The organism is Stenotrophomonas sp. STEN009, from assembly GCF_056760395.1.
This window is the reverse complement of sequence record NZ_JBRRES010000063.1, coordinates 1-11,773: the sequence shown is the minus strand read 5'-3', so window position 1 is coordinate 11,773 and position 11,773 is coordinate 1. Positions and strand designations below refer to the sequence as shown.

At 67.8% G+C, this 11,773-nt stretch carries 11 protein-coding genes; 4 read left to right on the top strand and 7 right to left on the bottom strand.

The features are described 5' to 3' along the window. Positions 1 to 92: 92 nt before the first annotated feature. The 3 genes from ACVOMM_RS18340 to ACVOMM_RS18330 all read right to left on the bottom strand — a co-directional run bounded on the left by ACVOMM_RS18340 (position 93) and on the right by ACVOMM_RS18330 (position 2,861). On the bottom strand, positions 93 to 782 hold the full coding sequence (locus tag ACVOMM_RS18340; RefSeq protein WP_053519816.1) for a methionine ABC transporter permease: 690 nt from the start codon (positions 780 to 782) through the stop codon (positions 93 to 95). Continuing rightward, complete coding sequence (locus ACVOMM_RS18335; RefSeq protein ID WP_065181774.1) at positions 779 to 1,786, bottom strand: methionine ABC transporter ATP-binding protein; 1,008 nt, start codon at positions 1,784 to 1,786, stop codon at positions 779 to 781. Before ACVOMM_RS18335 ends, ACVOMM_RS18340 begins: the two co-directional genes overlap by 4 nt. Before the next feature lie 178 nt (positions 1,787 to 1,964). Then, a complete protein-coding gene (locus ACVOMM_RS18330) occupies positions 1,965 to 2,861 on the bottom strand; it encodes a DMT family transporter (protein ID WP_180876831.1) in 897 nt (298 codons plus the stop codon). A gap of 119 nt (positions 2,862 to 2,980) precedes the next feature. On the opposite strand from ACVOMM_RS18330, the gene ACVOMM_RS18325 reads away from it, so the two are divergent. Continuing rightward, on the top strand, positions 2,981 to 3,463 hold the full coding sequence (locus ACVOMM_RS18325; RefSeq protein ID WP_053519819.1) for a YajQ family cyclic di-GMP-binding protein: 483 nt from the start codon (positions 2,981 to 2,983) through the stop codon (positions 3,461 to 3,463). A 35-nt stretch (positions 3,464 to 3,498) separates the two neighbouring features. Here the strand turns inward: ACVOMM_RS18325 and ACVOMM_RS18320 are convergent, their stop codons facing one another. The 3 genes from ACVOMM_RS18320 to ACVOMM_RS18310 form a co-directional block, all read right to left on the bottom strand. Then, positions 3,499 to 4,596, bottom strand: coding sequence for a helix-turn-helix domain-containing protein (locus ACVOMM_RS18320; RefSeq protein WP_065181776.1), 1,098 nt, complete (start codon positions 4,594 to 4,596; stop codon positions 3,499 to 3,501). 116 nt (positions 4,597 to 4,712) lie between these two features. After that, positions 4,713 to 5,840 (bottom strand): NAD(P)-dependent alcohol dehydrogenase, encoded by a 1,128-nt coding sequence (locus ACVOMM_RS18315; RefSeq protein WP_180876829.1) that lies wholly within the window; start codon positions 5,838 to 5,840, stop codon positions 4,713 to 4,715. 17 nt (positions 5,841 to 5,857) lie between these two features. Then, a complete protein-coding gene (locus tag ACVOMM_RS18310; protein ID WP_180876827.1) occupies positions 5,858 to 7,324 on the bottom strand; it encodes a benzaldehyde dehydrogenase in 1,467 nt (488 codons plus the stop codon). A 193-nt stretch (positions 7,325 to 7,517) separates the two neighbouring features. Between ACVOMM_RS18310 and ACVOMM_RS18305 the strand changes: the two genes are divergently transcribed. Further along, on the top strand, positions 7,518 to 8,084 hold the full coding sequence (locus ACVOMM_RS18305) for a DUF1415 domain-containing protein (RefSeq protein WP_053519826.1): 567 nt from the start codon (positions 7,518 to 7,520) through the stop codon (positions 8,082 to 8,084). Next, the gene (locus ACVOMM_RS18300; protein ID WP_481526603.1) at positions 8,081 to 8,884 is read left to right on the top strand and encodes an SDR family oxidoreductase; all 804 of its coding nucleotides are present in this window, start codon (positions 8,081 to 8,083) and stop codon (positions 8,882 to 8,884) included. The genes ACVOMM_RS18305 and ACVOMM_RS18300 overlap by 4 nt, the downstream gene beginning before the upstream one ends. A gap of 83 nt (positions 8,885 to 8,967) precedes the next feature. Here ACVOMM_RS18300 and ACVOMM_RS18295 read toward each other — a convergent pair whose 3' ends face one another. Beyond that, positions 8,968 to 10,998: a M3 family metallopeptidase gene (locus ACVOMM_RS18295; protein WP_111186210.1), complete on the bottom strand. Its 2,031-nt coding sequence runs from the start codon at positions 10,996 to 10,998 to the stop codon at positions 8,968 to 8,970. Between the two features lie 169 nt (positions 10,999 to 11,167). Here ACVOMM_RS18295 and ACVOMM_RS18290 point away from each other — a divergent pair, with 169 nt between their 5' ends. After that, complete coding sequence (locus tag ACVOMM_RS18290) at positions 11,168 to 11,572, top strand: hypothetical protein (RefSeq protein ID WP_065175187.1); 405 nt, start codon at positions 11,168 to 11,170, stop codon at positions 11,570 to 11,572. Positions 11,573 to 11,773: the final 201 nt, after the last annotated feature.

The following is an 11,773-nucleotide window of genomic DNA, read 5'->3' as shown; positions in this document are numbered from 1 at the left end:
CGGTGCCCCCCCCCGCGGGCGCCCGGCCGCGGGGCCCCCCCCCCGCCGCGGGGCGCGGGGCGGGGCGGCCCCCCCCCCGGCGGACGTGCCGGTTACCTGCGGGTGTAATGTGCGACCAGCCGGTCGCCTAGCATCTGCAGCAGCTGCACCAGCACCAGCAGCAGCACCACGGTCACCAGGGCTACGTCGGTGTGCGAACGCTGGTAGCCATCACGGAACGCCAGATCGCCCAGGCCGCCCGAGCCGATCGCACCGCCCATGGCGGTGAAGCCGATCAGCGCAACGGTGGTGACCGTGGCACCTGCGATCAGGCCCGGCCGCGCTTCCGGCAGCAGCACACGGGTGACCAGCTGCCAGGTGGTTGCGCCCATCGCCTGGGTCGCCTCGATCACCCCACGGTCCACTTCGCGCAGCGCGGTTTCCACAAGCCGCGCATAGAACGGTGCGGCGCCGATCACCAGGGGCACGATCGCACCGCGAACACCCAGCGACGTCCCCATCATGAACAGCGTCACCGGAATCAGCACGATCATCAGGATGATGAAGGGCACCGAGCGCAGCAGGTTGACCACCAGCGCCAGCACGCCATAGGCGAACGGACGACGCTTCATCTGCGGCGCACCGAACAGATACAGCAGCACGCCCAGCGGCAGCCCGATGGCCAGGGTCAAGGGCAACGAACCGGCCAGCATCAGCAGGGTGTCGATGGTGGCCTGGCCGATATCGGCCCACTTGCCGGCGTCCAGGTGGCGGAAGAATCCGTCCGCAGCAGCAATGATCATCGACGCAGTTCCTCGACATGCACGCCAGCGGCCACGAACGCGGCCTGCGCGGCGGCGTGATCGCCACCGACCAGGGCTACGACCAGTTGGCCATACGGCGTGTCCTTGATCCGGTCGATACGCCCGGACAGGATGTTGTAATCGACCCCGGTCTGGCGCGCGATGCTGCCCAGCAGGGGTTCGTAGGTATCGCCACCGAGGAAGGTCAAGCGCACGATGCGCCCACTTACGGCGTCGAAATCACGGTGCAGCGTTCCTTCGTCCACATGCTCCGATTCGCTGACGAAACGGCGGGTGGTGGGATGCTGCGGATGCAGGAACACCTGGGTGACCGGACCGGTCTCCACCAGCTGGCCGGCATCGAGCACCGCCACCCGGTCGCAGACGCGGCGGATCACATCCATCTCGTGGGTGATCAGCACGATGGTCAGGCCCAGCTCGCGGTTGATCTTCGACAGCAGCGCCAGCACCGACGCGGTGGTCTGCGGGTCGAGAGCACTGGTGGCCTCGTCGCACAGCAGGATCTGCGGACGCGTGGCCAGGGCACGGGCGATGCCCACGCGCTGCTTCTGGCCTCCGGACAGCTGCGCCGGGTACTTCTGTGCGTGTGCCTGCAGGCCGACGGTCTGCAGCAGTTCGGCCACCCGGCTGTCGATCTCCGCCTTCGGTGTACCGGCCAGCTCCAGCGGGAAGGCGACGTTGCCCGCCACCGTGCGCGAGGACAGCAGGTTGAAGTGCTGGAAGATCATGCCGATTCGCCGGCGCAGCGAGCGCAGGCCGTCAGCGTCCAGCGCGGTGATGTCCTCGCCGCCGATCAGCAATCGGCCACCGGAAGGCTCTTCCAGGCGGTTGATCATGCGGATCAGCGTCGATTTGCCGGCACCGGAATGACCGATGATGCCGAAGACCTCGCCGGCCTCGATGGTCAGGTCCAGCGGTTGCAGCGCGCTGACCGCGCGGCCGGCAACGGCATAGGATTTGTGCAGGCGCTGGAACTCGATCACGGGAGCGGCTCACCGGCAGGCGACAGAAGGGGGCGTGCAGCCTACCAGCGCCGGCGGTCGCGCGCCCGCGCCATGGGCCAGAATGTTATTCCTTTTGGTTCTAAGACACCTACTCCGGCGCGGATTCCGGGGTCAGAGCCCCTGTGGGGATCTGACCCCGCTCCCCGGCCAAACCGGTTCAGGGATGATCCAGCGGCTTCGGCGGCTGCTGGCGGTTCACCCGCTCGCGGTGCAGCAGGTACAGGCCCGACGCCACGATGATCGCCGCCCCCACCCAGGTGTAGCCATCCGGCAACTGCCCCCAGAAAGCCAGATCCCATCCGATCACCCAGACCAGGCCGCTGTACTCCAGGGGCGCGATCATGGATGCCTCGCCCAGCTGGAAGGCCTTGGTCAGGGCGATCTGACCCAGCGCACCGGCCAGCCCCATGCCCGCGATCAGCGGCGCGTGCGCCAGCAGCAGCGGCCTCCAGCCGGGAATCGCCAGCAGGCCCGCGCCGATCGCCATGATGACCAGGAACCAGACCACCATCGACTGCGAGGTGTCGGTACGGGTCAGCAGGCTGACCGTGATCGCGGCAACGGCGTAGGCGGTGGCCGCGGCCAGCACCATCAGGCCCGGCACCGAGATGAACCCATCCACGCCGGGCCGCAGCACCACCAGCACGCCGACCAGGCCGATGCCGATGGCCACCCAGCGACGCGGTCCGACCCGTTCGCCCAGCAGCGGCACCGACAGGGCCGCGATCAGCAGCGGCGCGACGAAGTAGATGGTGTAGGCGGTGGACAGTGGCAGATCGCGCAACGCGAACACGAAGCAGCCGATCATCGCCATGCCCAGCGCGCCACGCAGCAGATGCAGGCCCCAGCGACGTGGCACCAGCGAACGCGGGCCCGCGCTGACCAGCACCCAGACCAGCACGAACGGCAACGACGCCGCGCCGCGCAGGAAGGTCACCTGCAGGGTGGGATAGCTGGCCGCCAGCTGCTTCATGCCGGCGTCCATCAGGGAGAAGCAGGCGACCGCGGCGACCATCCAGGCCACCGCGTGCGAGGGGGAGCGTTGCACGTTCATGGCCCATTATCGCCGAGCCGGCGGCGGGATGCCGTTGCAGCGATGCCCAGCGCCACGGAAAGCGGGCAGGCTGGCCGGCGCGATAGAATGTCCGCACTGAATTCTGTGGAGCATCGCCCATGCCTTCCTTCGACGTCGTCTCCGAAGTCGACACCCACGAGCTGACCAACGCCATCGACCAGGCCAACCGCGAACTGAGCACCCGCTTCGATTTCAAGGGCGTGGACGCCAAGTTCGAGCGTGATGGCGATGTCATCAACCAGTTCGCGCCGACCGAGTTCCAGCTCAAGCAGATGAACGACATCCTGCGTGCGCGTCTGGCAGCGCGCGGCATCGACGTGCTGAGCCTGGAGTTCGGCGACATCGAGACCAATCTGGCGCAGGCGCGGCAGAAGATCACCGTCAAGCAGGGCATCGAGCAGAAGGTGGCCAAGAAGATCGCCGCCGCACTGAAGGACGCCAAGCTGAAGGTGGAAAGCCAGATCAATGGCGACAAGCTGCGCGTGCAGGGCAAGAAGCGCGACGATCTGCAGGACGCGATCGCAGTACTGAAGGCCGGCAAGTTCGAGCTGCCGCTGCAGTTCAACAATTTCCGCGACTGACTGCTCCGCCGGGCGTGGCCCGGCACCGCGCTCGATCAATCACGCAGCAGCTTGTACAGCGTGGTGCGCGAGATGCCCAGCTGGCGTGCGGCCAGACTGAGATTGCCGTCCGCCGCCTGCGCCGCCCGGCGCGCCGCTTCACGCTGCTGATCGCGCAGCGCCGGCGCCGCCATCGTCGCCGGTGAAGACCGTCGCACGCTGTTGCCAGCGACCTTGCGCGGCGCCTGCAGATGCTGCAGGTAGACCGCACTGCCCTCGCCCAACCGGACCCGATGCGGCGCCCCCGGCTGCAGCAGGCGCCGCCGCTGTGCGGCACTGGCGCCGGCAAACACCGCTGCAATATCCAGCAACGGCAGTGGCCCGCGCCGCGGCAGGCCCAACAGACGCCGGGCCACACGGTTGGCGGCGCGCAGCTGGCCATCCTCCTGCACCGCCAGCAGCCCCTGCAAGGGTGACGCCAGCCAGCGCGGATCATGCTGCAGCGCCAGCAGGTGCACATCGGCAAGCGTGTGGAACAGGCGATTCTCGCTGGCCAGTGCGGCCTGCCGGAAATAGCCCTGCAGCAGCGAAGGATCGCGCTCACCCAGCCCGGTGATATCGATCACTCCGCATACCCGCCCGTCGAGATCGTGCAGGGGTTCACTGAGGCAGAACACCGGAGCGAAACGCTGCAGGTAATGTTCATTGCCGCGCACCAGCGCTGGCAGGTCGTCGGCCAGGCTGACCGCCGGCGCGGTGGTGCCGATCTCGCTTTCGCCCAGCCGCCGCCCGACCTGGATCGGCCGCAGCAGGGGCGAGTCTTCCAGGCCATGCGCCTGCTGCGCGATCACCATGCCCTCGCGGTTGGCGCAGAACATCGTCCAGCCGCGTCCGCCGAAAGCGGCCCACAGCTGTTCCAGCTCCGGTTGCACGCAGCGCGCCAGGCGACGGTCGTCGCGCTGGGGCAGATGCCGACCATCGCTCTGCAGCGGCAGGTAGACCGGTTCCTGCCCGGGCTGCAGGCCAGCCGCGCGCGAGCGCATCCACGACTGCTGCAACGGCTGCGGCAACACGCTCAATGAACGCGCGTCGCCCTCGGCAAAGGCCGCGCGTGCCGCTACCAGCTGCTGTTGCCCGACGGAGGTTGCGATCATGGGCGCAGCGTACACCGGCCAGCGGCAACGCCACGTTACGCTCCGATGAGGTATTGGCCTGCGGTTGCCGCCCATCCGGCAGGTGCAGGGCGAAACCCTGCAGCCCTGCCCTCAGATCACGCCGCGATGCGCAGGATCGGCTTCAGGGTGATGCCCCGGGTGCTGTCCTCGGCCGCCTGGTTGATCTGCTCCAGCGGGTAGAACTTCACCAGCCTGTCGAACGGGAAGCGGCCCTGCTGGAACAGCGTGACCAGCTGCGGAATGAACACCTGCGGCACACTGTCGCCTTCCACGATGCCACGGATGCTGCGGCCACCCAGCAGCAGGTTGTTCACGTCGAAACTGGCGGTGGTGCCCAGCTTTGGTGCACCGACCACGCCCATCATGCCCAAGCCCCCCAAGGCCTCGATACCCGCAGAGAGCACCTCCGGGCGACCGGTCGATTCCAGCGCGAAATCAGCGCCACCGCCGGTGATGGCGCGCACGGCCTCGACCACATCGGTCTCGCGGCTGTTGACCACGTGGGTGGCGCCCAGCTCCAGCGCGAGTGCCAGCCGCGACGGCACCACATCGATGGCGATGATGGTCGTGGCACCGGCGACCTTGGCCGCCATCACCGCACTCAGACCGACTGCGCCGGCACCGTAGCTGGCAAAACTGCTGCCCGAGCGTACCTTCAGCGAATTGAGTACCGCGCCGGCACCGGTCTGGATGCCGCAGCCCAGCGGGCCCAGCAGTTCCAGAGGCGCATCGTCGGGCACTTTGATCGCATTGATCTCGCGCGCCAGCGCATAGGTGGCAAACGAAGACTGCGCGAAGAAATGGTCGTGCAACGGCTGACCCTGCGCATCGGTGATGGCGGTATGGCCGTGGCCATCATCGCCCCCGAAGTTCAGCGCGAAGAAATCCCTGCAGTAGGCGCCATGACCGCCCCGGCACGGATTGCAGTGGCCGCAGGCGCCATAGGTCAGCACCACGTGATCCCCTGCTTTCAGTTCCTTTACGTTGGGGCCGACCGCCTCCACGACGCCGGCGCCTTCGTGACCCAGCACCGCGGGCAACGGCACCGGGTAGTACTGATCGCGCACGATCAGGTCGGTGTGGCACAGGCCGGTGGCTACCACCTTCACCAGGACCTCATCCTCCTGCGGGCCGCGCAGCCGGGCCTGCTCGATGACGAAGGGTTGTTCCTTGCCGCGGACCACTGCGGCGGTGATCTCGCGTGTTGCCGTAATGTCGTTCATCGTGATGGCTCCTTCGATCAGATCGGGTAAGTGGGTGCCTCGCCCTTGACGGTCAACCACTGCCACTGTGTGAACTCCTCCCAGTTGGCGGGGCCGCCGATACTGGTGCCATTGCCGGATGCTCCGACGCCGCCAAAGGGATTGATCACCTCGTCGTTCACGGTCTGATCGTTTATGTGCAGCAGCCCGGTGCGCAGGCGCTCGCCGAGCTTCAGTGCGCGGCCGACATTGCTGGAAACGATGGCCATCGACAGGCCGTACTCGCTGTCGTTGGCCAGGCGCACGGCATCGTCGTCATCGTCGAACGGCACCACCACCGCCACCGGCGCGAAGATTTCTTCGTTGAACGCCGGATTGTCAGCAGCGACGTTGCCAAGCACGGTCGGCGCGAAGAACAGATCGCGATGGGTACCTCCGGCCTCCAGCGAGGCACCGGCCTGCACTGCCTGCTCGACCACGCGCGTGGCGTGGTCGCGCTGGCCGGCATTGATCAGCGGACCGATCGCCACGTCCTCGCGCGCCGGATCGCCCACCTTCAATGAATTGGCCTTGGCCACCAGCTTCTGCAGGAAAGCGGAGTGGATCTTCCGCTGCACCAGCACGCGGCCGGTCGCCATGCAGATCTGGCCCTGATGCAGGTAGACCCCCCACGCGGTGTTGGCCACCGCCAGGTCGAGGTCGGCATCATCGAGGATGATCAACGAGTTCTTGCCGCCCAGCTCCAACGAGACCTTCTTCAGATGCTTGCCCGCCGCCTCTCCGACCTTGCGCCCGGCGGCGGTGGAGCCGGTGAACTGGATCATCGCCACGTGCGGATCGCTGGTCAGCGCAGCGCCGGCCGCGCCATCACCGGGCAGCATGTGCAGAACGCCTGCCGGCAGGCCGGCCTGCTCGAACAGGCGTGCGATCACCGCCCCGCCGCACACCGCTGTGCGCGGGTCAGGTTTGAGTACCACCGCGTTGCCCAGCGCGATGGCCGGCGCCACCGCGCGCATGGCCAGATACAGCGGAAAGTTGAAAGGCGAGATGACCCCTACCACACCCAGCGGTCGGCGCCGCGCCAGATTCAGTCGGCCCGGCTCGGAAGGCAGAATCTCGCCGGTGCTGCGCGACGGCAGCGCCGCAGCCTCGTGCAGTGCCTTGATGGTCACCTTGGCCTCAAAACCTGCCTTCAGGCGGGTGGAGCCGCTTTCGCGTACCAGCCATTCGACCAGGGTGTCGATGTGTTCTTCGGCCAGGCGTGCCGCTTTGCGCAGCACTTCAGCGCGCTGTTCGTACGGAGCCGCCGCCCACGCCTGCTGCGCCTGCGCAGCGGCCGCCGCCGAGCGCGCCACCTGCGCCGGGTCGGCCAGGCCGATCTGGCCGAGCGTGTTACCGGTGGCCGGCTCGATCACCGGCTGCCGTTGCGCGGCCGCCTGCCACCGGCCATCGAAGAGGGCGCCGGCCCAAAGGGCGTCCGGCAGCCACGGAGAAGATGCAGTCATGGGTGTCCTCCTGTGTCGTGCGTCCATTCCACGCCTACCGCCCGCAGCAGGCAATCGGCCATCTGCCGGTGGCCTGCAAAGGCTTGAATCGGCGGGGATTTGCAGCATGGCGACTGTCCAGTTCCTGCACAGTGAACAGCGCAGCGGCGGCACACTGCCTACAATGGCGACCTCGCCCGCCGATGTGCCCGCCATGACCGATATCGCCCTGCCCACCGACGACCCGATCGCCGCCACCCGCCTGTGGCTGGAGCGCATCGTCATCGGCCTGAACCTGTGTCCGTTCGCCAAGGCCGTATATGTGAAGGACCAGGTCCGCTTCGTGCTCAGTGATGCCACCACCCCCGAAGCACTGGTCGAACAGCTGGCCGAGGAACTGGTGCTGCTGCGGGACACGCCGGCCGAGCAGATCGACACCACCCTGATCGTGCACCCGCAGGTGCTGACGGATTTCCTGGACTACAACGACTTCCTCGACAACGCCGACGCGGCGATCGAGGCGCTCGATCTGCAGGGCATCCTGCAGGTGGCCAGCTTCCATCCGGACTACCAGTTCGAAGGCGTGGCCGCCAACGACGCCAGCAATTACACCAACCGCGCGCCCTATCCCACGCTGCACCTGCTGCGCGAGGACAGCGTGGCACGCGCGGTGGACGCCTTCCCCGATCCGGACGTGATCGTCGAGCGCAACATCCAGACGCTGGACCGCATCGGCGTGGACGGCTGGCATCGCCGCCTGCGTGGCGAAGACCTGTCATGAGCGCGGCTCCGCCGATCGCTGCCTGGCCTGCCGCGCCGCTGGCGGGCAAGGTGGTGCTGGTCACCGGTGGCGCCAATGGCATCGGCCGCGGCATCGCCCAGGCCGTGCTCGGTGCCGGCGGCCGCGTGCTGATCGGTGATCTGGATACGGAAGCCGGCCACGCCTGCCTGGCCGAATGGCATCGCGATGACGATGCGGCGTTCCAGCCCCTGGACATCACCGACGAAGCCAGCGTGCGCGCGTTCATCGCCAAGGCGGTGCAGCGGTTTGGCGGCATCGATGGCCTGGTCAACAATGCCGGCATCGCCGGTGCGCACGGTACGCCGCTGCAGGACATGGCGTGGGACGAATGGCAGCGCCGCCTGTCATCGCTGCATGGCGCTTTCCTGTGCAGCCGGCATGCCCTGCCGGCACTGTCATCCGGTGGCGCCGGCGCCATCATCAACATCGCCTCGACCCGCGCCCGGCAGTCCGAAGCCCATAGCGAAGCCTATGCCGCGGCCAAGGGCGGACTGGTGGCATTCACCCACGCGCTGGCAATCAGCGCCGGACCGGCGGTACGGGTGAACAGCATCAGTCCGGGCTGGATCGGCACCAGCGAGTGGCAGGCGCCCTCCCGGCGCCATGCGCCCGAGTATTCGGCCATCGACCACGCACAGCACCCGGTCGGCCGCGTCGGCCGCCCGGAAGACATCGGCGCGCTGGCGGTGTACCTGCTGTCGCCGCTGTCCGGATTCACCACCGGCCAGGATTTCATCGTCGACGGCGGCATGACCCGGAAGATGATCTACGCCGAATAGAGCACCGCTTTCCGGTGGGTGCGGACCTTGGTCCGCACCATTGCCAGGAAGTGCCAACCAAGGTTGGCACCTACCAGAGCGGCTTACGCCATGCCCGAATGGCGCAGCAGCGCATCGATCTGCGGCGCACGGCCACGGAAGGCCTTGAAGTTCTCGGCCGCTGGACGGCTGCCCCCGCGCGAGAGGATCTCGTCGCGGAAACGTGCACCGGTCGCGGCCAACGCCTGCGGTGCTTCCTCGAACGCCGCATAGGCATCGGCACTGAGCACCTCGGCCCATTTGTAACTGTAGTAGCCGGCCGCATAGCCACCGGCGAAGATGTGGCTGAACTGATGCGGGAAGCGGTTCCAGGCTGGCGGATGATTCACCGCCACTTCGCCGCGCACGCGCTCCAGCAGTGCCAGCACACTGTCCTGCGTGGGCTCGAACTGGCTGTGCAGCAGCATGTCGAACAGACCGAACTCCAGCTGGCGGACAGTCGCCATGCCGCTGTGGAAATTGCGCGCGGCCAGCATGCGCTCATACAGCGCACGTGGCAGCGGTTCACCCGTCTCCACGTGCGCGGTCATGCGCTGCAGGTGGTCCCATTCCCAGCAGAAGTTCTCCATGAACTGGCTGGGGAGCTCCACCGCATCCCATTCCACGCCATTGATGCCGGCCACGCCCAGCTCACCAATCCGGGTCAGCAGCTGGTGCAGGCCATGGCCCATTTCATGGAACAGCGTGGTCACTTCATTGTGGCTGAACGTAGCCGGCCTGCCGCTGGCACCGCGACCGAAGTTGCACACCAGATACACCAGCGGCGTCTGCACGCTGCCATCGGCACGCTCGCGCCGGTTGCGGCAATCGTCCATCCACGCACCGCCGCGCTTGCCCTCACGGGCGTACAGATCCAGGTAGAACTGGCCTACCAGCGCGTCCTGCGCATCGACCAGGCGGAAGAAGCGTACGTCCTCGTGCCAGACCGGCGCGCTGTCCTCCTGCACGCGCAGTCCATACAGCTGCTCGATCACCGAGAACAATCCACCCAGCACCTTCGGCTCGGTGAAGTACTGTTTCACCTCCTGCTCGGAATAGCTGTAGCGCGCCTGCTTCAGGCGGTCGGCCGCGAACGCCAGGTCCCAGGCCTGCAGGCTGTCGATGCCCAGGTGGTCACGCGCGAACTGCTCCAGTTCGGCACGGTCCCTGGCCGCGAACGGCTTGGCGCGCGACGCCAGGTCACGCAGGAAGCCCAGCACTTCGGCCGGGTCCTGCGCCATCTTGGTGGCCACCGAGTAGTCGGCGTAGGAATCAAAGCCGAGCAGTGCGGCCAGTTCGGCACGCAGGGCCAGGATGCGGTCGATGTTGCCGCTGTTGTCCAACGCGTCATCGCCGAATTCGGAAGCGCGCTGCGCGCTGGCCCGGTACAGGATCTCGCGCAGGTCACGATCTTCGGCCCATGTCTGTATCGGCAGGTAACACGGCATCTGCAGCGTCAACTTCCAACCGTCCCTGCCATCGTTCGCCGCTGCCGCACGCGCGGCAGCCTTCACGTCGTCCGGCACGCCAGCAAGGCGTGCTTCGTCTTCCACGATCAACGACCACGCATCGGTGGCGTCCAGCACATTCTGCGAGAACTTCGCGGACAGCGCCGACAGTTCTTCCTTGATCGCAGCGAACCGCTGCTGGGCGTCCGGCGCCAGCTCCGCGCCCCCCAGGCGGAAGTCGCGCAGCGTATTGTCCAGCACCTTGCGCCGGGCCTCATCGAAGGTCCCCGCCTCCGGGCCGGTGGCCAGTGCCTGGTACTGGCGGTACAGCGCCAGGTTCTGGCCCAGCGCACTGGCGAAGCGGGTCACCCGCGGCAGGTTGCTGTTGTAGGCCTCGCGCAGTTCCGGCGTATTGACCACGCCCTGCAGGTGGCCGACCAGGCCCCAGGCGCGCCACAGCCGCTCGGTGGCATCGTCCAGCGGGACCACGAAGGTGTCCCAGCGGACCGGCTGCACCTGCTCGGCTGCGTTGACGGCGGCCTCGGCCTCGGCCAGCAGCACGTCCAGCGCCGGCGCCACGTGCTCGGGGCGGATCGCCTCGAAGCGCGGCAGGCCGGAGAAATCGAGCAGGGGGTTGGCAGCGGTCACGGCAGATCTCCAGTTACGGGCCCGAGGGGCGGGCAGCCCAGTGGATATGGCGCTGGCCGGGGCCGCAGACAAGGGGTGCCTGCCGATCATTCACGTCGGCCTTACGGTGTCGCGCGGAAGCTCTGGCTGCGGGGGAGTCCGCAGCGGAACATGCCGATAGAGGCCCCACATGGAAGGTCTGGCTCAGGTTGCAACCGCGTTGCCGGCCCGGTCGCTGGCGCTGTCTGCCAGCGCGGAGGAGTTGTCCTGGATCGCCACATTGTGCGATCCCGGCGATGATGCCCGGCGCCATCTGCAGGAGCTGCAGGTGCTCATGCAGCAGGGCGGCATCCTCAACGATGAGCAGGAGTGGTACCCGTTCGAGGTGATCGAACGCGGTGCCCGCCACCTGCACCCGGGGCACGAGCGTGAGTTCGTGATCTGCGTGCTGCTGTGGCTGCAGGCGCTGGCCCAGGACCGCATCAGCAGCCTGGACCCACGGCTGCACCTGGATGATCGCGCGATGGACATCGAGGCGCTGCCTGATGCGCTGCGCGATGCGGTGCTCGACGCGTTCACTGCGGCGGGGTACTGATCGGGATGCGCCGCTGCGCTCGCCGGGCGTGGCCCCGGCGCTACCGGGATCGACGGGCTCTGATACGCCGCTGCGCTCGCCGGGCGTGGCCCGGCGCTACCGGGATCGACGGGCTCTGATACGCCGCTGCGCTCGCCCGGGGGGGGGGGGCGCGCGCCCGGCCCGCCCGCGGGGGGGGGGGCGCGGGCCGCGCGCAGCGCG

What these genes read in the sequence shown, in the direction of transcription:
- ACVOMM_RS18340 (WP_053519816.1), bottom strand. Translation starts at nt 782, where the DNA reads ATGATCATTGCTGCTGCGGACGGATTCTTCCGCCACCTGGACGCCGGC.
- ACVOMM_RS18330 (WP_180876831.1), bottom strand. Translation starts at nt 2,861, where the DNA reads ATGAACGTGCAACGCTCCCCCTCGCACGCGGTGGCCTGGATGGTCGCC.
- ACVOMM_RS18325 (WP_053519819.1), top strand. Translation starts at nt 2,981, where the DNA reads ATGCCTTCCTTCGACGTCGTCTCCGAAGTCGACACCCACGAGCTGACC.
- ACVOMM_RS18320 (WP_065181776.1), bottom strand. Translation starts at nt 4,596, where the DNA reads ATGATCGCAACCTCCGTCGGGCAACAGCAGCTGGTAGCGGCACGCGCG.
- ACVOMM_RS18315 (WP_180876829.1), bottom strand. Translation starts at nt 5,840, where the DNA reads ATGAACGACATTACGGCAACACGCGAGATCACCGCCGCAGTGGTCCGC.
- ACVOMM_RS18310 (WP_180876827.1), bottom strand. Translation starts at nt 7,324, where the DNA reads ATGACTGCATCTTCTCCGTGGCTGCCGGACGCCCTTTGGGCCGGCGCC.
- ACVOMM_RS18305 (WP_053519826.1), top strand. Translation starts at nt 7,518, where the DNA reads ATGACCGATATCGCCCTGCCCACCGACGACCCGATCGCCGCCACCCGC.
- ACVOMM_RS18300 (WP_481526603.1), top strand. Translation starts at nt 8,081, where the DNA reads ATGAGCGCGGCTCCGCCGATCGCTGCCTGGCCTGCCGCGCCGCTGGCG.
- ACVOMM_RS18290 (WP_065175187.1), top strand. Translation starts at nt 11,168, where the DNA reads ATGGAAGGTCTGGCTCAGGTTGCAACCGCGTTGCCGGCCCGGTCGCTG.